This window comes from Rhodococcus sp. WAY2 (genome assembly GCF_009859915.1).
Taxonomy (GTDB): domain Bacteria; phylum Actinomycetota; class Actinomycetes; order Mycobacteriales; family Mycobacteriaceae; genus Rhodococcus_F; species Rhodococcus_F oxybenzonivorans.
Window position 1 is genome coordinate 6,126,000 of the sequence record NZ_CP046572.1, and the last position, 16,867, is coordinate 6,142,866.

A 16,867-nucleotide genomic window follows, 5' to 3' on the forward strand; every position below is an offset into this window, starting at 1 on the left:
CCGCGTTGTATGAGAATTGGCGTGGCACATAGACTCCTGCGGTATTCAGGTTTACCGTAGTTCGTAGTCGGTCCAATGGTGGGCCATTAGTTCGCGGAGGATTTTCAATGAATAAGGCAGAGCTCATCGATGTTCTGACCGAGAAGCTGGGTTCGGACAGGCGCACGGCAACTGAAGCTGTCGAGCATGTTGTGGACACCATTGTTCGGGCAGTGCACCGCGGCGACAGTGTGACCATCACCGGATTCGGCGTTTTCGAGCAGCGCCGCCGTGCGGCCCGTGTCGCACGTAACCCCCGCACGGGTGAGACCGTGAAGGTCAAGCCCACGTCGGTGCCGGCATTCCGCCCGGGCGCCCAGTTCAAGGCGGTTATCGCTGGCGGCCAGAAGCTTCCGGCCACGGGTCCCGCGGTCAAGCGCGGTGCATCGGCAACCGCCACGAAGGCTGCGGCGAAGAAGGCAGCGGCGAAGAAGTCGGCCGCCAAGAAGACGGCCGCGAAGAAGGCGCCCGCGAAGACGACGGCCACCAAGACCGCCGCCAAGAAGGCGCCCGCGAAGACGACGGCCACCAAGACCGCCGCCAAGAAGGCGCCGGCCAAGACCACGGCCACCAAGACCGCCGCCAAGAAGGCGCCGGCGAAGACGACGGCCACCAAGACCGCCGCCAAGAAGGCGCCGGCGAAGACGACGGCGAAGAAGACTGCCGCCAAGAAGGCTCCGGCGAAGACGACGGCGAAGAAGACTGCCGCCAAGAAGGCTCCGGCCAAGCGCAGCAAGTAGAGCTCGCGCACGCAGCGCTCCGCGTGACAGCAGGCGCCGACCACGATCTCGTGGTCGGCGCCTGTGTGTGTACGGCCCCGGGTGATGCTCCGGGCAGCTCAGTCTTGACGAGACAGTGGCAGGGGGCTGTCGATGTGGTCGGCTGCGATGAGCTTGCCGCCGGAGAGCGAGAGCACCCACGTGCTCGCTTTCCGGTTGCGCGCCGGCGGTAGCGAGACACCATCAGTCTTCGCCCACCACTCGAGCAGATCGGGAATGACCCCGCCCTGGCTGCAGATCACCTGTACTCCACCGCGTGCGGCAATTTTGCGCACCAGGGTCCGTGTGGCGGCGGGATCGGCCTTGTAGCTCTCCTCGGACAGCAGCGGCTCGACCCGGATCGTGGTGTCCAGCGAGCGCGCCAGCGGTTCCATGGTCTGGGTGCACCGCGTGCGATCTGCAGAAGAAATCTCGGTGGCTCCGAAAGCCCGGAGCTGCGTGACGAGTGCGTCTGCCTGCAATTCGCCGGTCGGGTCGAGCGGTCGGGTGTCGTCGTCACCCTTGTACCGTTTCCGACTCCCTGCCTTCGCATGGCGCACCAGCAACACTGTTGCGGTGTCGGGAGGTAAGGCGCTGAATCGGCGCAGAATTTTGCGATCCATCGGATACGACAATTGATCGGCGACCTGGGGGACGGGAAGCCAGCGCAATTCGTCTACTTCGTCATTGGCCTCGAAAGCGCCTTCCCGCGCCTCGGCTGCCCAGTATTCGACGCGCTTCAATCGCCGGTGTCCGGGGATGGGGTAGGTCAATGCCCCGAGGTGGCGACCGAGACGTCCTCGGAGGCCCGTTTCTTCCTCTACCTCGCGCACTGCGGCAACGACCGCGGTCTCACCGGGATCGAGCTTGCCCTTCGGGAAAGACCAATCCTCGTATTTCGGCCGGTGAACGAGCGCGACCTCCGTCTCGTCGGGATTGTCGGGAGACTTTCGCCACAACACCGCACCGGCGGCGAAGATGTTGGCTCTGACGGGTTTGTCACCTGAGCTGCTCAACGGGTTCCTTCCTTCTGCCGCGCCGTCGTCGCGTTCAGGATCCGCCACCCATCCGCGTCCGCATCATGGCCTCCTGGTGCTCGCGCACATCCTCGCCGTCCGCCGGTGCCGCCGCCCAACGTCCGTCCGGCTGCAGCAACCAGCACCGAGTGGTGGGGTCGAGGGAAGAGTCGAGAATGTCCGCCATCTGCGCTGTGAGGCGAGGATCTTTCACCTGCGCCATCACTTCCACGCGCCGGTCGAGATTGCGGTGCATCATGTCGGCGCTGCCGATCCAGAACTCGTCGGCGCCGCGGAAATGGAAGATTCGGGAATGTTCGAGGAATCGGCCGAGGATGGAGCGAACCACGATGTTTTCGCTCATTCCCGGAACTCCCGGTTTCAGAGCGCAAATTCCACGGACGACGATGTCCACCGGAACGCCGGCCTTGGACGCACGATAGAGCGCGTCGATCACCTGTTCGTCGACCAGCGCGTTGGCCTTCATGCGAATTCCGGCTTCGTGGCCCTGCAGTTTGCGGGCCACCTCGGCGTCGATCCGCTCGATGATTCCCCGGCGGACTCCGTAGGGCGCAACGAGGAGATTGCGGTAGTGGGTCTTGCGGGAATAGCCCGTCAACGAGTTGAACAGATCGGTGAGGTCCGCGCCGATCTCGGGAGCGGCTGTCAGCAGCCCCACATCTTCGTAGAGCCGGGCCGTCTTCGGGTTGTAGTTGCCGGTACCGATGTGGCAGTAGCGGCGGATCGCCGAACCTTCACGCCGGACGACGAGGCAGGTCTTGCAGTGCGTCTTGAGTCCGACGAGTCCGTACACCACGTGAACGCCTGCGTGTTCGAGTTTGCGGGCCCACTTGATGTTGGCCTGCTCGTCGAACCGGGCCTTGATTTCGACAAGAGCCACAACCTGTTTGCCCGCCTCGGCGGCGGCGATCAAGGCGTTGACGATCGGCGAATCACCCGAAGTCCGGTACAGGGTCTGCTTGATCGCCAGAACCTGCGGATCGGCCGCCGCCTGCTCGATGAAACGTTGCACGCTCGTGGAGAAGGAGTCGTAGGGGTGGTGCACCAACACGTCGCCGTCGCGAAGTGTGGAGAAGACACTCTTCGGAGTCTCCCGCTCGCCGAAAGCCGGATGGGTCGCAGGCACGAACGGCCGGTCCTTGAGTGCCGGCCTGTCGACCGCGTACACCTGCCACAAGCACGACAAGTCCAGGAGTCCGGGTACCTGAATGACGTCACCCGGGTCGACGTCGAGTTCGCGCAGCAGCAATTCGAGCATGTGCTCGGTCATGTCGTCGGCCACTTCGAGACGCACCGGTGATCCGAAGCGCCGACGGGCCAGTTCCCGTTCCAACGCCTGCAGGAGGTCTTCGTCGCGATCTTCCTCGACTTCAAAATCGGCGTTGCGCGTGATGCGGAAAGCGTGGTGCTCCACGATCTCCATACCGGGGAACAACACGTCGAGGTGGGCCGAGATGAGGTCCTCCATGGGGAGGAAGGCGTCGATCGACGACGGAGTCTCGTTGCGGTTGACGCGTACGAACCGACCCACGTTGTCCGGAACCTTGACGCGAGCAAAGTGTTCGCCGCCGGTGGCCGCGTCCTTCACCGTCACCGCGAGGTTGAGACTGAGCCCGCTGATGTAGGGGAACGGGTGCGCATGATCCACAGCGAGGGGAGTGAGTACCGGAAAGACCTGCTCCTGGAAGTGCACCGACAGGCGTACCCGGTCGTCGTCGGTGAGATCGGACCACCCGATGATGGAGATCCCTTCCGCGGCAAGCGCCGGACGCACGGAGTCGAGGAACACCCGAGCATGCCTGTCGGAAATTTCCTGGGTGCGCTTTGCGATCAGCGCGAGCTGTTCACGGGGGGAGAGACCGTCTGCGGAACGCACGGACAGACCGGTCTCGTCCCGGCGTTTCAAGCCCGCGACCCGCACCATGAAGAACTCGTCCAGGTTGGACGCGAAGATTGCGAGGAACTTGGCACGCTCGAGGAGCGGCAGTGACGTGTCCTCGGCAAGCGCGAGAACACGCGAATTGAAGTCGAGCCAACTGAGTTCCCGATTGAGATAACGATCTTCGGGCAGTCCCTCGGTGAGGACGCTCGCGGGAGCATTCGTAGCCGCAGGAGGCGCCATGGGGATGCTCGTCGAGTTCACCACGAGGGTGCCGTCGTGCGATCCATTCTTGTCGTCGACGTCGGTCTGCTGGTCGAGTGCTTCGCCATTACTCACATCACGATCATCCCTCGAGGAAACTCCTGCGGACAATCGATGGGGCAAATTCACACTGGTCGTCGGCTACGACTTTCCGCCCGGGGAAGCGGCGATAGGGGTTGCCGCGTCGAGCGCAGCGCGCGTGGCAGGCCCGACTCCGAGTGCGCGAGCGGAATCCAGGTCGTCGGCCGTGTCTACATCGGTTCGCAAACCCGGCCAGTGCCCGTGCAACGGGCGGGCCCCCGACTCGAGGTGTCGCCGCGCCGATCCTGGCCCGAACTGCGGATCGAGCGGAACGGAAGGGTCGCACGAGAACAGTGCCGCGGTGCCGGTTCCGTGATGATCGACGACCACCGATCGGCCGCCGGTTCTGGCCGCAGCGAGAGCTTCGCCGAATTCGTCACTGCGCAGCGACGGGAGATCGGCCTGCAGGGCGACGACATCCACACCCTGCTCATTCTTCCGAACATGGTCGGCCGCGGCCGCCAGCGCCGCATTGAGTCCGTGCTCGCCCTGGTCTCCCTCGCCACCCTGCTCGTCCACACCGCCCTCGACCGGCGTCGATGTGGGATCGGCATAGACGTGGGCGCCGACGCTGCGCGCGAGACGCGCGACTGCCGCATCGGGCGTGACCACCGTGACACCCACCACGGAGTCGACGCCGCGGACCACCGTCAGGGTGTCGCGCAGCATCGACAGCACCAGGCCGGTGCGGTCGGCGACGTCGAACACTCCGGACAGGCGGGTTTTGGCCACGTGAAGTTCTTTGACCGCGACCAGTACGTGCGCGCGCGGCATCACGGGTGGAGTCGCGGTGCTCATGCCCGATATCTTGCCAGTCCAGACGCTGCGGTGTCGTGCCCCGGTATCGGCGCTACTGTGAGCGGGATACGAAGAGAATCGATGATGAGGGGGCTGTGTGAGCAAGGCTGCTGTACTGGGGGCAGGCTCGTGGGGGACGGCTTTTGCGAAGGTCCTGGCCGATGCCGGAACCGATGTCACCATGTGGGCGCGCCGCGCCGAGGTCGCCGAATCGATCGCCGGGCGGCACGAAAACGTCGACTATCTACCCGGCGTCGCGCTTCCGTCGACGCTGACTGCCACCGATGATGCGGCGGCCGCGCTGGACGGTGCCGACTTCGTCGTTCTCGCCGTTCCCTCCCAGTCGTTGCGAAGCAATCTGGCAGACTGGAGTCCGATGATCGGCGAGGATGCCACCCTCCTCAGCCTCGCGAAGGGGATCGAGACCGGCACTCTGATGCGGATGAGTCAGGTCATCGTCCAGGTCACGGGCGCCGATCCGGGGCGTGTCGCCGTCCTGTCGGGACCCAATCTGGCCCGCGAGATCGCGATCGAACAACCGGCGGCGACAGTGATCGCATGCACCGACTCGACGCGCGCGCTCGCGCTGCAGAAGGCGTCGGCCACGGGGTACTTCCGTCCGTACACGAACTCCGACGTGATCGGCTGCGAGATCGGCGGCGCATGCAAGAACGTGATCGCCCTCGCGTGCGGCATGGCAGCCGGAAGTGGATTGGGCGACAACACCATTGCGAGCATCATTACGCGCGGCCTGGCGGAGATCATTCGTCTGGGTGTTGCCTTGGGCGCAAAACCGACCACCCTTGCAGGGCTCGCCGGCGTGGGCGACCTGGTAGCCACGTGCTCGTCACCGCTGTCGCGGAACCGGTCCTTCGGTGAGCGGCTGGGGCAGGGCGGGTCCATGGAGACCGCGCAGGAGGCCACTCACGGACAGGTGGCCGAGGGCGTGAAATCCTGCTCGTCGGTTCGGGCGCTCGCATCCAGCTACGACGTCGAAATGCCGCTCACCGACGCCGTGCACCGCGTGTGTCATGAAGGTCTCGTCGTGCAGGACGCGATCGGCCAGTTGCTCGGCCGTCGTACGAAGTCGGAGTGACCGGGTGAGTGGAGATTCCACGCGTTGTGTCAAAGCTGTTGCGACAGAAGAGCAACCAGGGTCTCCGATGCAGCGGGGTCCGGTGTTCGCCGCCCCGTACCAGCTGAGCGCCGACGAAGGAACCGAGTCGGACACATATGCCCGGGCATCGAATCCTGGCTGGCGCGATCTCGAATCGGCGCTCGCCATGCTCGAAGGCGCCTCCGGGGCACTGGTGGTCGGCTCCGGGATGTCTGCGGTCACCGTCGCAGTGCGCACTCTTCTCACGGCAGGGGACACGGTGATCGTTCCCGCGGACGGGTACTACCAAGTCCGCGCCTACGCGCGGGAGCGGTGGGAGCCGCTGGGCATCACCGTGCACGAAGTGGCGACCTCGGACATGGCGAGCGAGAGCACCGCGGCGCTGTTGGCGTCGGCGGAAGGAACGACGGTTGTCGTCGCCGAGACTCCCGCCAACCCGTCCCTCGACGTCGTCGACCTACGCGCGCTGTCGCAGCGGTGCCGGGACGCCGGGGCCGTGCTCGTCGTCGACAACACGACGGCGACCCCGCTCGCCCAGCAACCTCTGGAACTCGGCGCAGACGTCGTTGTCGCCAGTGGCACAAAGGCATTGAGTGGGCACAGCGACCTCCTCATGGGCTACATCGCGGTATCGGACCCCGAATTCCTCGCCGCGATGGAGCGGGAAAGAGCTTTGTCGGGAACGGTGCTCGGACCCTTCGAGACATGGCTTGCCCATCGAAGTCTCGGAACTGCGGGGCTGCGTTTCGAGCGGCAGTGCGCCAACGCGTCGGCTGTCGCAGACCTTGTGGCCGCGCACCCCGCGGCGCAACGGGTGCGCTATCCGGGCCTGGCGAGTGATCCTTCCCACGCCGTCGCGTCGGGGCAGATGCGCCGATTCGGTGGACTGGTGAGTTTCGAACTCGGCTCCGCCGAGCAGTTCCATCGCTTCGTGGCAGGCAGCGAACTACTCGTTTCGGCGACGAGCTTCGGTGGCATCCACACGACGGCCGATCGCCGGGCGAGGTGGGGAGACGCGGTTCCCGACGGGTTCGTACGACTGTCCTGCGGGATCGAGGACACCGACGATCTCCTTGCCGACGTCGAACGGGCACTGTCGGGAGTGTGACCGCGGTTGTCGGCTCGAAGTCGTGAGGTCGGCGAAGTATCGGCGATCGGAGGTGGGTGCGGTGAGCACGGCGCGGCGGCGGTACGGTTTGTTCGTGAGCACACCGCGTACCCGGGTAGCCGTCATCTTCGGTGGCCGTAGCAACGAGCATTCCGTTTCCTGCGTCTCCGCCGGGAGCGTCCTGAGGAACCTCGACCCCGAACGGTACGAGGTGGTGCCGATCGGTATCACGACCGAAGGGTCGTGGGTTCTCGGCTCCACCGATCCCGCCTCCCTGTCCATCCGCGGCCGGTCCCTGCCCAGCGTCGATGCCGGTGGTTCCGCGTTGGCCCTGACGGCCGACCCCACCCGCTCGGGCGACCTCGTTGCTCTCGACGACGGTGAAGCAGGGAAGATCCTCGCCTCGGTGGACGTGGTATTCCCCGTCCTGCACGGCGCCTACGGCGAGGACGGCACGATCCAGGGTCTGCTCGAACTCGCCGGAATTCCGTACGTCGGCCCAGGCGTCCTCGCGAGCGCCGCCGGAATGGACAAGGAGTTCACCAAGAAGTTGCTTGCGGCCGAGGGGTTGCCCATCGGATTTCAGGTGGTGCTGCGGCCGGGCACCGACAATCTCACCGAGGAGCAGAAGTCCCGCCTCGATCTGCCGGTGTTCGTGAAGCCCGCGCGAGGGGGCTCGTCCATCGGTATCACCCGGGTCGCCGACTGGGCCGCCCTCGACGATGCCATCGCCCACGCCCGTGAGCACGATCCCAAGGTGATCGTCGAATCGGGGATCAGTGGACGTGAGGTGGAGTGCGGGGTTCTCGAATTCCCGGACGGCGAAGTCCGGGCCAGCGTCGTCGCCGAGATCCGGATGCCGGCTGCGTCGGGCAGCGACGAGGCGTTCTACGACTTCGACAGCAAGTACCTCGATGATGTGTGCGAGTTCGATGTGCCCGCGAAACTCGACGAATCGGTGAGCGAAGACATTCGCGCTCTCGCGGTGCGCGCCTTCGCCGCCCTCGACTGCCAGGGTCTCGCGCGTGTCGACTTCTTCGTCACCGAAGACGGTCCGGTCATCAACGAGATCAACACCATGCCCGGGTTCACCTCGATCTCGATGTATCCGCGCATGTGGGGAGCGATCGGAGTCGACTACGGCACCCTCGTGTCCACCCTGGTCGATACGGCGCTCGCCCGGGGCACCGGGCTGCGCTAGACGATGTGCGCGCCCGGCTCGCTGTGCGCGCTGTGGTTCACGGATGGGGGACGGGTGCGGGATCCAGCGGCTTCTGTGGCAGAACCTTCGACACCGCATCCGACATTTCCTGCAGCGGCGTGGGTCCGACGCCCCGGGGGACGGTAAGTCCCACGTAGATCCCGCGGTCCACGGCGAACCAGCTGCTCGCGTCGATTCCTGCGCTCTCCCCGGAGATCTCGAACCACTGCACCCCGTTGATCACCTGCAATGACGACGCCTGGTCGAACTCTGCGGGACGGTCGAGGCCGCATCGCAGAACGAGTGGTTCACCCTCGGCCGGTTGCCACGCCGCGGTCGCCGCGGGTGCCGGTGGAGTGAGTTCGGCTCGCGTGTACTCGCCCAATGCGTCCGGGAGACCGGCCATCAACGCCGTGCACTCCGCGGAGGCAGCCGCGGGAGCGGGCACCGGACCCAGCGACACGGGGGATTTCGCAGGGTTGCGCCCGGCAATGACCGCGGCGACGACGATGCCGATCACCAACGCGACCGGAAGCGCCACCGCAGTGGCGATGAGAGCAGGATTACGCCGCTCCACGGGTTCGGTATCGGTAGCTGCGTCGGTCGGGTGCGATTCGTGTTCGGGCATGCTCAGATCGACTTCGGCTTCTCGGGAATGTCGCAGGTGAGGGTGCGGGTGATACCGGGGACCCGACGGATCTCCTGCGTCACCGGCGCGATGTCGTCGGCGCTGACCCGCGCGATCACGTCGTACGGCCCGATCACGTCCTGCGCTGATTGCACCCCGGTGATCTGCGCGATCTGCGCCGCAACGGCCGAAGCTCGTCCGACCTCGGTTTGGATCAGGATGAACGCTTGCACTCTCGCTCCGGCCCTTCCCTGCTCCGCCCCGCATGGATCTCGGTAGAGTCGCGGGTGCTTCGGCGCGCTGATCGGTCACGTGCCGGAGAGTCCCGGCAACAGCTAAAAGGTACCGCAGTCGCACATTCCGTCGACCGGCCACACTGGCGCTGCGCCGGGTGATCCGACACAACGGCGCTCGTGGAGGCACACCATCACACCAACGGATACCCCGGGTTCCCCCGTTCCCCGCACCGTCGCGGATGTCGGGGAGTTCGCCGTGATCGACCGCGCCGTGGAGGGTCGCGTCCAGCCGCCCACCACACTTCTCGGGCCCGGCGACGATGCCGCGCTCGTCCGGGCGGGAGACGGCCGCGTCGTCGTGTCCACCGACATGCTGGTGCAAGGCAGGCACTTCCGGCTCGACTGGTCGTCTCCGCGTGAGGTCGGGCGCAAGGCGGTGGCCCAGAACGCGGCCGATGTCGCGGCGATGGGGGCGCGGCCCACCGCGTTTCTCGTGTCGCTCGGTCTGCCGCCGGATACTCCGGTGGAGGTGGCGGACGGTATCTCCGCGGGAATCTGGGATTCTGCCGAGGAACTTGGTGCCGGCGTGGTCGGCGGCGATCTGGTTCAGGCGGATTCCGTCGTGATCTCTGTCACGGTGCTCGGTGACCTCGCGGGGCAGCGTGCCGTCCTTCGTTCGGGCGCCCAGGCGGGCGACGTCGTCGCTGTCGCAGGCACGCTGGGTGCATCCGCCTGCGGTCTCGCTCTCTTCCTCGCGGAATCGACTCGGTTTCCCGGCCTTCTCGCCGCCCACCGCGTACCGCACCCACCGTATGCAGCGGCGTGGACCGCCGCCGAGGCGGGCGCACACTCGATGACCGACATCTCCGACGGACTACTCGCCGATCTCGGGCACATCGGCGCAGCGTCGGGAGTCGGGATGGCGCTCGCGCGGGACGACATCGCCGTGTCGCCGGACCTGGTGTCCGCAGCTGCGATCCTGGGGACCGACTACTGGGAGTGGGTACTGACCGGGGGAGAAGACCACGGTTTCGCCGCCACCTTCCCCTCCGGCGTGCCGCTACCCGCGGGCTGGCTTCGCATCGGAACGGTCCATGACGGGACGGGCATCACGGTCGACGGCCGGCGGTGGCCGGGGGCCTCCGGCTGGCAGAGTTTCTCGGTATAGGTTGCACCCATGGCTATCTACGCACTCGGCGAGCAGGAACCGGACATTTCCCCGGACGCTTACGTCCACCCCGACGCGGTGGTGATCGGGAACGTCACGCTCGCGGCGGGCGCATCGGTGTGGCCGCAGGCCGTGCTCCGCGCGGACTACGGCACCATCTCCATCGGAGCCGGGACCAACATCCAGGACGGCACCGTCATCCATTGCACGCCGATCGACCCCACCGTCATCGGGTCCGGATGCGTCGTCGGACACGCGGCACACATCGAGGGTTCCACGATCGGCGACAATTGCCTCATCGCGTCGGGTTCGGTGGTGTTGAACGGTTCGGTGATCGGGGCCGGTTCCGTGGTCGGGGCGGGCGCTGTCGTTCCGTTCAAGTTTGAGGTGCCGCCGAGACGGATGGCACTCGGCGTGCCCGCCAAGATCCGAGAAGGCTACGAGGTTCCCGAGGGGCACGTGGAAATGAACGTGAAGATGTACTCGGCCAACGCGGCGTACTACCGCGACGCCCTGCGTAGGCTCGACTGATGGCTGCGCCGTTATCCGATCTGGTGGAGGCCGGCTGGGCCGAGGCTCTCGCTCCGGTAGCCGATCGCATCACCGAGATGGGTGCATTCCTCCGCGCGGAAATTGCCGCGGGCAGGGAGTATCTTCCGTCCGGCGACAACGTGCTGCGCGCGTTCACGCACCCCTTCGCCGAAGTGAAGGTGCTGATCGTCGGTCAGGACCCGTATCCGACTCCCGGGCACGCCGTGGGGCTCAGCTTCTCGGTGGCGCCCGACGTGCGACCCGTTCCCCGCAGTCTCGGCAACATCTTCGCCGAGTACAGCAAGGACCTCGGTTTTCCGACGCCGTCCACGGGGGATCTGACACCGTGGTCCCGTCAGGGTGTGTTGCTGTTGAACAGGGTCCTGACCGTCCAGCCCGGACTTCCGGCCTCCCATCGGCGGAAGGGGTGGGAAGCTGTCACGGAACAGGCAATTCGCGCGTTGGTGGAGCGAACCGAACCCCTCGTCGCCATTCTCTGGGGCCGGGACGCGTCCACCTTGAAGCCGATGCTCGCAGACGTGCCGACGATCGAGAGCGCTCACCCTTCACCGCTGTCCGCCTCACGAGGCTTCTTCGGTTCGCGTCCGTTCAGCAGAGCGAACGAACTGCTGGACAGCCTCGGCGCCGAACCTGTGAATTGGGAACTGCCCTAGCGTTTACGCCCGCACTTCCTTGATCGATGCGAAGTCTGCGCGTCTCTTCTCGACGAAGGCATCGACGCCTTCACGTCCGATCGGGCTGTCCGCTGCGACGGCGATAGAGGCGGCCTCCGCGTCGAGTTGCTCTGCCAGAGTGCGTGTGGTCGATGCGGAGAGCAGGGTCTTGATCCCGGAGTACGAGGAGGTCGGACCCGCAGCCAGGGTTCGCGCGAGTCGAAGCGCCTCGTCCTGCACCACGTCGTCACCGACCAAGCGGCTGAGAATTCCGAGGCGCACTGCCTCGTCGCCGCTGAGAACCGCATCGGTCAGCAGGATTTCGCGAGCACGGGCGATGCCGACGATCCGCGGAAGAGTCCACGACATACCGCCGTCCGGCGTGTATCCGATCGAGGGGTACGCCGGACGCATCTTGGTGCCGGGCCCGCCGATCGCGACATCGGCGAGGCAGACGAGGCTCATTCCCGCGCCCGCAGCCCACCCGTGCACACCGGCGATCACCGGAACGGTCACCGCGTCGAGAGCGCGCACGAAGGCGTGGAAGACGCGCGCGATCTCGGCGACGTACTCGCTGCGCACGGGTGCGGCGGCGAAGGCGCGGACATTACCGCCGGCACAGAAGTTCGGCCCCTCGCCGACGAGGAGAACGCTGCCGATCCGATCGCCCACGGCCTCGAGGGCACGTGTGCCCTGATCGAGGCCTTCGCCGTCCAGCGATGTGCCGTTGTCGGCGGTCGAAATCGTGATGCGGAGCACGCCCTCGTCGAGCTGTACTTTGCTGAGTCCATCGAGAGAAGTCACGGTTGCACCCTACGTGGCGCCCGACCCGGCATCACCAGGACCCGATGTGCTGCATCGATGCGACATGACGAAGCCCCCGGCACCGAGGTGTCGGGGGCTTCGGAACACACGCAGCGTCGGGTCAGCCCCGAGCAACCTTTCCAGCCTTCAGGCAGGACGTGCAGACGTTGAGCTTCCGGGTGTTTCCGGGGGCAACTTCGGCACGAACAGTCTGAATGTTCGGGTTCCAGCGACGATTGGTACGCCGGTGCGAGTGCGAGACCGACTTACCGAAGCCGGGCCCCTTGGCGCATACGTCGCAGACGGCAGCCATAGTCGCGAACTCCTTCAAGATAGTGAACTGTGAAATTTAACTGGCCCCACGTAGGCAGGCCGCAGTGATCGCGGCCCTTACGAGGCAACCGTGCAAGAGTAGCCGCTCGAGTGCTGATTGGCCAAACTCGGCCGGATGGCCGAGCACGTCAGGCTCGATCGGCGTCCCGCGACTAGTCTGACGGCACCTTCGATTGAACCCGTGAGAGAGGATGCCAGTGGTTCCTGAGCGCCCGATGGACGGCCGAGTCCTGACGTCGTGGGCGAGGACGGCGGTCGCGGGACTCGAGGCACGGTGCGAGGAGATCAACAGTCTCAACGTGTTCCCGATTCCGGACGCCGACACGGGAACCAATCTGCTGTTCACCATGCGGGCTGCCCTCGAGGCAATCGACAAGTATGCCGGGAACGACGGCCACCAAACGGACGTCCGTCAAGTGGCCATCGCGCTGGCCCGCGGCGCTGTGGCGGGTGCCCGGGGCAACTCGGGGGTCATCCTTTCCCAGGTGTTGCGCGGTGTCGCCGAGGCAGCGGTCTCCGGCGTCGTCGACACCAGGACTGTCCGGACCGGACTGTTGATGGCCACCAACCTGGTGACCGACGCGGTCAGCTACCTGGTCGAAGGAACGATTGTCACGGTCCTGCGTTGCGCTGCGGACGCGGCAGCGGAATTCCCGGACGATGCGCCTGTCGCCGACACAGCGCGCTCCGCGGCAGATGCCGCGGCCGCCGCACTTGCCCGCACGCCCGGCCAGCTCGACGCGCTCGGGACCGCCGGTGTGGTCGATGCCGGCGGGCTGGGGCTCGTCGTCATTCTCGATGCCTTCGTCGCGGCGGTCACCGGTGAGCGGCCCGTCCGCGCCCCGATCGCGCTGCGAGTGCCGCGCCGCCTGCCGTCCCCGGATTCAGGCACGGAGTCGTCGGACGTCGAGTTGCCGGACGCCGGCGACGACCTCGCGCATCGTGGCCACCACTCCGCCTGTGAGAGCTCACATCAGGATTTCGAGGTCATGTATCTGGTGGCCGACACAGACGAAGCCCGGATGGCAGAACTGCGGAACGCACTCGACGAGCTGGGGGATTCCACGGTCATCGTCGGTGACGGCGACGGGGGATGGTCGGTGCACGTGCACTGTGCGGACGCCGGGGCTGCTGTGGAGGCCGGTCTCGATGCCGGACGCCTACACAGGATTCGCGTCAGCAGTTTTCTCGTCGACGCGCGCGAACACGGCAGGCTTCTACCTCCCGTCCGCACTCGCCCCGATCAGGACGATCGGGGCATCGTCGCGGTCGTGGCAGGCGACGGCGCGGCCGACCTCTTCTCGGGGGAGGGTGCGACCGTGCTCCGATGCGACGCCGCCCCCGTCACCCGCGCGCAGTTGCTCGGCATCATCCGCCAGTTGGGACGCCGAGAGGTGCTGGTCCTTCCCAACGGGGCGCTGTCGGCCCAGGAACTCGTCGCGGTGAGTGCCGCAGCCCGCGATTCCCGGCACGAGGTACTTCTCCTCGCAACCTCGTCCATGGTGCAGGGGCTGGCATCCCTCGCAGTGCACGATCCGGAACGCGAAGCGGTCGACGACGCCTTTGCGATGTCCGAGGCCGCGGCCGCCACCCGGTGGGGTTCGTTGCGCATCGCGCGGGAGCGGGCCCTGACCTATGTGGGCACCTGCGAACCGGGAGACGGTATCGGTCTGATGGGGCACGAGGTGATCGTGATCGAACCGGACGCGGTCGCCGCCGGAAAGCGTCTGGTCGACGTCGTTCTCGGGGCAGGCGGCGAACTGGTCACGCTCCTGATGGGCGCGGAAGCACCGGCCGGGCTGGACACGGAACTGGCCGATCACATCTCCCAGCGGCATCCCGGCGTCGAGGTGATGGTCTACCACGGCGGACAGCCGGGAGATCTGTTGCAACTCGGGGTGGAATGAGGAATTCGATGGCCACACTCGCCGATAGGCTCGACCACCTGCTGGGGCGCAAGACCGCCGACGCGCTGGAGGCGGCGTTCGACATTCGCACCGTCGAGGACCTGTTGCGGCACTACCCGCACCGGTACGCCTCCCAGGGCCGTGAACTTGCCGAGAAGGATCCGCCGGAGGGCGAGCACATCACCATCATCGCGCGGGTGTCGTCGGCGGCAGTCGTGAAGATGAAGAACCGTCCCGGCAGCATGCTGAAGGTGGTTCTCGCGACCGATACGCAGAACGTCGACGTCACGTTCTTCAGTCCTCAGAAGGTCAAACACGTCATCAAACCCGGTGTGCGCGCGATGTTCTCCGGCACCGTGAAGTATTTCCGCAGCAAGTGGAGCCTCACTCATCCGAGTTACCTGATCCTCCCGGAGCCCCGTGCGGGCAGCGACGACCCGGTGGTGAACGTCGGGCGGATTCGTGGGGCGGGGGATCTCGCGGGTATCGCACGGGCTGCCCAGGAGCCGGGCGCGGGCGTCGACATGTCCGTGTTCGACCGCGCCCTGATCCCGCTGTATCCGGCGACGCGGGAGGTGGAGAGCTGGACGATCATGAAGTGCGTTCGGCAGGTCCTCGACCAACTCGACCGGATCGACGACCCGCTCCCCGAACGGATTCGTCACGAGCGCAACCTCATCGGTCTGGACGAGGCGCTCCGCCTCGTCCACCTCCCTGACACTCGTGACGACATCGAGAATGCGCACGACCGGCTCCGCTTCGACGAGGCGGCGGCCCTGCAGCTGGTGCTCGCTCGACGCCGGCACGACAACGCCGAGCGGGTGGCGCCCGAGTGCTCGCCGGTGCCGGGTGGAATCGCGGACGAGTTCGAGCGCAGACTTCCCTTCCAGCTGACCGACGGCCAGCACGCCGTGGCCGAGGAGATCTCCGCGGATCTGTCCCAGCCGCATCCGATGAGCAGGCTCCTGCAGGGTGAGGTGGGGTCCGGTAAGACCATCGTTGCCCTGCGCGCCATGCTGCAGGTTGTCGATGCGGGGTATCAGTGCGCCTTACTCGCCCCCACCGAAGTGCTCGCGACGCAGCATGCGCGTTCGCTGCGGGCGTTGCTGGGTTCACTGGCGACGGCGGGCGAACTCGGCGCCGACGAGAAGGCGACCCGCGTAGCGCTGCTGACCGGGTCGATGCCGGTCGCTGCGAAACGGGCCGCACTACTCGAGGTGGTGACCGGCGACGCAGGCATCGTCATCGGCACGCACGCCCTCATCCAGGACAACGTCGAGTTCTTCAACCTCGGCATGGTGGTGGTCGACGAACAGCATCGGTTCGGCGTCGAACAGCGCGACCGGCTCCGGTCGCGGGCGCGCGCAGGCCTGAGCCCGCATCTTCTGGTGATGACGGCAACGCCCATACCCCGCACGATCGCGATGACGGTGCTCGGTGACCTCGACGTGTCCACCTTGCGCCAGCTTCCGAAGGGCCGTTCGCCGATCAAGAGCAGTGTGGTACCAGCGTCCCAGAAACCGCAGTGGGTCACACGCGCGTGGGAACGGATCCGCGAGGACGTGGCCGAGGGACGGCAGGCATACGTCGTCTGCTCGCGCATCGGTGACGGTGAGAAGGGCGACGGCGAGGACACTGTCGACGACAAGCAACCCGACACCAAGTCGGCCGTGGAAGTCTTCGAGGAACTGGGCGGCACCATCCTGCCCGACCTCCGCGTCGGTCTGCTGCACGGCAGGCTCCCCACGGACGAGAAGGACGCCGTGATGCGCGACTTCACGGCCGGCGACATCGACGTCCTCGTCTGCACCACGGTGGTCGAGGTGGGCGTCGACGTCCCGAACGCCACGATCATGGTGATCCTTGATGCCGACCGCTTCGGGGTCAGCCAGCTACATCAGCTCCGCGGCCGGGTCGGCCGGGGTGCCCACCAGGGGCTGTGCATTCTCGTCACGGAGATGAATCCGGGTGCGCCTGCCTTCGGACGCCTGCAGAACGTGGCTTCCACCAACGACGGCTTCGAACTCGCCCAACTCGACCTCGCGACCCGGCGGGAGGGTGACATTCTCGGGGCAGCGCAGTCGGGTACCACCTCGACGCTGCGGTTGCTCTCACTTCTCGGCCACGAGGACGTGATCGCCGCGGCTGCCGAGTTCGCCCGGTCGGTGACTGCCGACGATCCACGCCTGGAAAACCACCCGGGTCTTTCTGCGATGGTCACTTCGGCTCTCGATGCGGACCGGATCGAATTTCTCGAGAAAACGTGAGAAGTCGACGATCAAGGTGAAGCAGTTACTTCCGGTC

Annotated in this window: 16 protein-coding genes; 9 read left to right on the forward strand and 7 right to left on the reverse strand. The window is 66.3% G+C overall.

Annotated features, from left to right (window positions below; translation table 11 throughout):
- Nucleotides 1-107: 107 nt before the first annotated feature.
- Nucleotides 108-779: an HU family DNA-binding protein gene (locus GFS60_RS27560; RefSeq protein ID WP_159926096.1), complete on the forward strand. Its 672-nt coding sequence runs from the start codon at nt 108-110 to the stop codon at nt 777-779.
- A 98-nt stretch (nt 780-877) separates the two neighbouring features.
- Here the strand turns inward: GFS60_RS27560 and GFS60_RS27565 are convergent, their stop codons facing one another.
- From GFS60_RS27565 to cofC, 3 genes are all read right to left on the reverse strand, one after another.
- Complete coding sequence (locus GFS60_RS27565) at nt 878-1,813, reverse strand: NUDIX hydrolase (protein ID WP_159926097.1); 936 nt, start codon at nt 1,811-1,813, stop codon at nt 878-880.
- A gap of 34 nt (nt 1,814-1,847) precedes the next feature.
- Nucleotides 1,848-4,052: an RNA degradosome polyphosphate kinase gene (locus GFS60_RS27570; RefSeq protein ID WP_159926098.1), complete on the reverse strand. Its 2,205-nt coding sequence runs from the start codon at nt 4,050-4,052 to the stop codon at nt 1,848-1,850.
- A 66-nt stretch (nt 4,053-4,118) separates the two neighbouring features.
- Nucleotides 4,119-4,835 (reverse strand): 2-phospho-L-lactate guanylyltransferase, encoded by a 717-nt coding sequence (gene cofC, locus GFS60_RS27575; RefSeq protein ID WP_328799836.1) that lies wholly within the window; start codon nt 4,833-4,835, stop codon nt 4,119-4,121.
- Nucleotides 4,836-4,953: 118 nt separating this feature from the next.
- Here cofC and GFS60_RS27580 point away from each other — a divergent pair, with 118 nt between their 5' ends.
- The 3 genes from GFS60_RS27580 to GFS60_RS27590 all read left to right on the forward strand — a co-directional run bounded on the left by GFS60_RS27580 (nt 4,954) and on the right by GFS60_RS27590 (nt 8,282).
- Nucleotides 4,954-5,952, forward strand: coding sequence for an NAD(P)H-dependent glycerol-3-phosphate dehydrogenase (locus tag GFS60_RS27580; RefSeq protein WP_159926102.1), 999 nt, complete (start codon nt 4,954-4,956; stop codon nt 5,950-5,952).
- A 4-nt stretch (nt 5,953-5,956) separates the two neighbouring features.
- Nucleotides 5,957-7,081 carry a cystathionine gamma-lyase gene (locus GFS60_RS27585; protein WP_159926104.1) on the forward strand — a complete coding sequence of 375 codons (1,125 nt, stop codon included), beginning with the start codon at nt 5,957-5,959 and terminating at the stop codon, nt 7,079-7,081.
- A 94-nt stretch (nt 7,082-7,175) separates the two neighbouring features.
- The gene (locus GFS60_RS27590) at nt 7,176-8,282 is read left to right on the forward strand and encodes a D-alanine--D-alanine ligase family protein (RefSeq protein WP_109335186.1); all 1,107 of its coding nucleotides are present in this window, start codon (nt 7,176-7,178) and stop codon (nt 8,280-8,282) included.
- 37 nt (nt 8,283-8,319) lie between these two features.
- Here the strand turns inward: GFS60_RS27590 and GFS60_RS27595 are convergent, their stop codons facing one another.
- Both GFS60_RS27595 and GFS60_RS27600 read right to left on the reverse strand, forming a co-directional pair.
- Nucleotides 8,320-8,910 carry a DUF3515 domain-containing protein gene (locus GFS60_RS27595; protein WP_159926106.1) on the reverse strand — a complete coding sequence of 197 codons (591 nt, stop codon included), beginning with the start codon at nt 8,908-8,910 and terminating at the stop codon, nt 8,320-8,322.
- A gap of 2 nt (nt 8,911-8,912) precedes the next feature.
- Nucleotides 8,913-9,143, reverse strand: coding sequence for an Lrp/AsnC ligand binding domain-containing protein (locus GFS60_RS27600; RefSeq protein WP_159926108.1), 231 nt, complete (start codon nt 9,141-9,143; stop codon nt 8,913-8,915).
- A 259-nt stretch (nt 9,144-9,402) separates the two neighbouring features.
- Here GFS60_RS27600 and GFS60_RS27605 point away from each other — a divergent pair, with 259 nt between their 5' ends.
- From GFS60_RS27605 to GFS60_RS27615, 3 genes are read left to right on the forward strand one after another with little or no spacing between them, the layout of a single operon-like run.
- Nucleotides 9,403-10,314, forward strand: a complete 912-nt coding sequence (locus GFS60_RS27605) for a thiamine-monophosphate kinase (RefSeq protein WP_442972174.1) — start codon at nt 9,403-9,405, stop codon at nt 10,312-10,314.
- Nucleotides 10,315-10,323: 9 nt separating this feature from the next.
- Nucleotides 10,324-10,845: a gamma carbonic anhydrase family protein gene (locus tag GFS60_RS27610; protein WP_159926110.1), complete on the forward strand. Its 522-nt coding sequence runs from the start codon at nt 10,324-10,326 to the stop codon at nt 10,843-10,845.
- Nucleotides 10,842-11,519: a uracil-DNA glycosylase gene (locus tag GFS60_RS27615; protein ID WP_201453661.1), complete on the forward strand. Its 678-nt coding sequence runs from the start codon at nt 10,842-10,844 to the stop codon at nt 11,517-11,519. Before GFS60_RS27610 ends, GFS60_RS27615 begins: the two co-directional genes overlap by 4 nt.
- Before the next feature lie 3 nt (nt 11,520-11,522).
- On the opposite strand, the gene GFS60_RS27620 is transcribed toward GFS60_RS27615, so the two are convergent.
- Complete coding sequence (locus GFS60_RS27620) at nt 11,523-12,323, reverse strand: enoyl-CoA hydratase/isomerase family protein (RefSeq protein ID WP_109331000.1); 801 nt, start codon at nt 12,321-12,323, stop codon at nt 11,523-11,525.
- A 121-nt stretch (nt 12,324-12,444) separates the two neighbouring features.
- Entirely contained in the window at nt 12,445-12,636 is a 192-nt protein-coding gene (gene rpmB, locus GFS60_RS27625) for a 50S ribosomal protein L28 (protein ID WP_109330998.1), read from the reverse strand.
- Between the two features lie 235 nt (nt 12,637-12,871).
- Here rpmB and GFS60_RS27630 point away from each other — a divergent pair, with 235 nt between their 5' ends.
- Both GFS60_RS27630 and recG read left to right on the forward strand, forming a co-directional pair.
- Entirely contained in the window at nt 12,872-14,563 is a 1,692-nt protein-coding gene (locus GFS60_RS27630; protein ID WP_159927598.1) for a DAK2 domain-containing protein, read from the forward strand.
- Nucleotides 14,564-14,571: 8 nt separating this feature from the next.
- Nucleotides 14,572-16,830: an ATP-dependent DNA helicase RecG gene (recG, locus tag GFS60_RS27635; protein ID WP_159926114.1), complete on the forward strand. Its 2,259-nt coding sequence runs from the start codon at nt 14,572-14,574 to the stop codon at nt 16,828-16,830.
- The last annotated feature ends 37 nt before the right edge of the window (nt 16,831-16,867 follow it).

Excerpts from the sequence above, each read along its gene's own strand:
- recG (WP_159926114.1), top strand. The coding sequence starts at position 14,572 with ATGGCCACACTCGCCGATAGGCTCGACCACCTGCTGGGGCGCAAGACC.
- GFS60_RS27610 (WP_159926110.1), top strand. The coding sequence starts at position 10,324 with ATGGCTATCTACGCACTCGGCGAGCAGGAACCGGACATTTCCCCGGAC.
- GFS60_RS27595 (WP_159926106.1), bottom strand. The coding sequence starts at position 8,910 with ATGCCCGAACACGAATCGCACCCGACCGACGCAGCTACCGATACCGAA.
- GFS60_RS27560 (WP_159926096.1), top strand. The coding sequence starts at position 108 with ATGAATAAGGCAGAGCTCATCGATGTTCTGACCGAGAAGCTGGGTTCG.
- GFS60_RS27630 (WP_159927598.1), top strand. The coding sequence starts at position 12,872 with ATGGACGGCCGAGTCCTGACGTCGTGGGCGAGGACGGCGGTCGCGGGA.
- rpmB (WP_109330998.1), bottom strand. The coding sequence starts at position 12,636 with ATGGCTGCCGTCTGCGACGTATGCGCCAAGGGGCCCGGCTTCGGTAAG.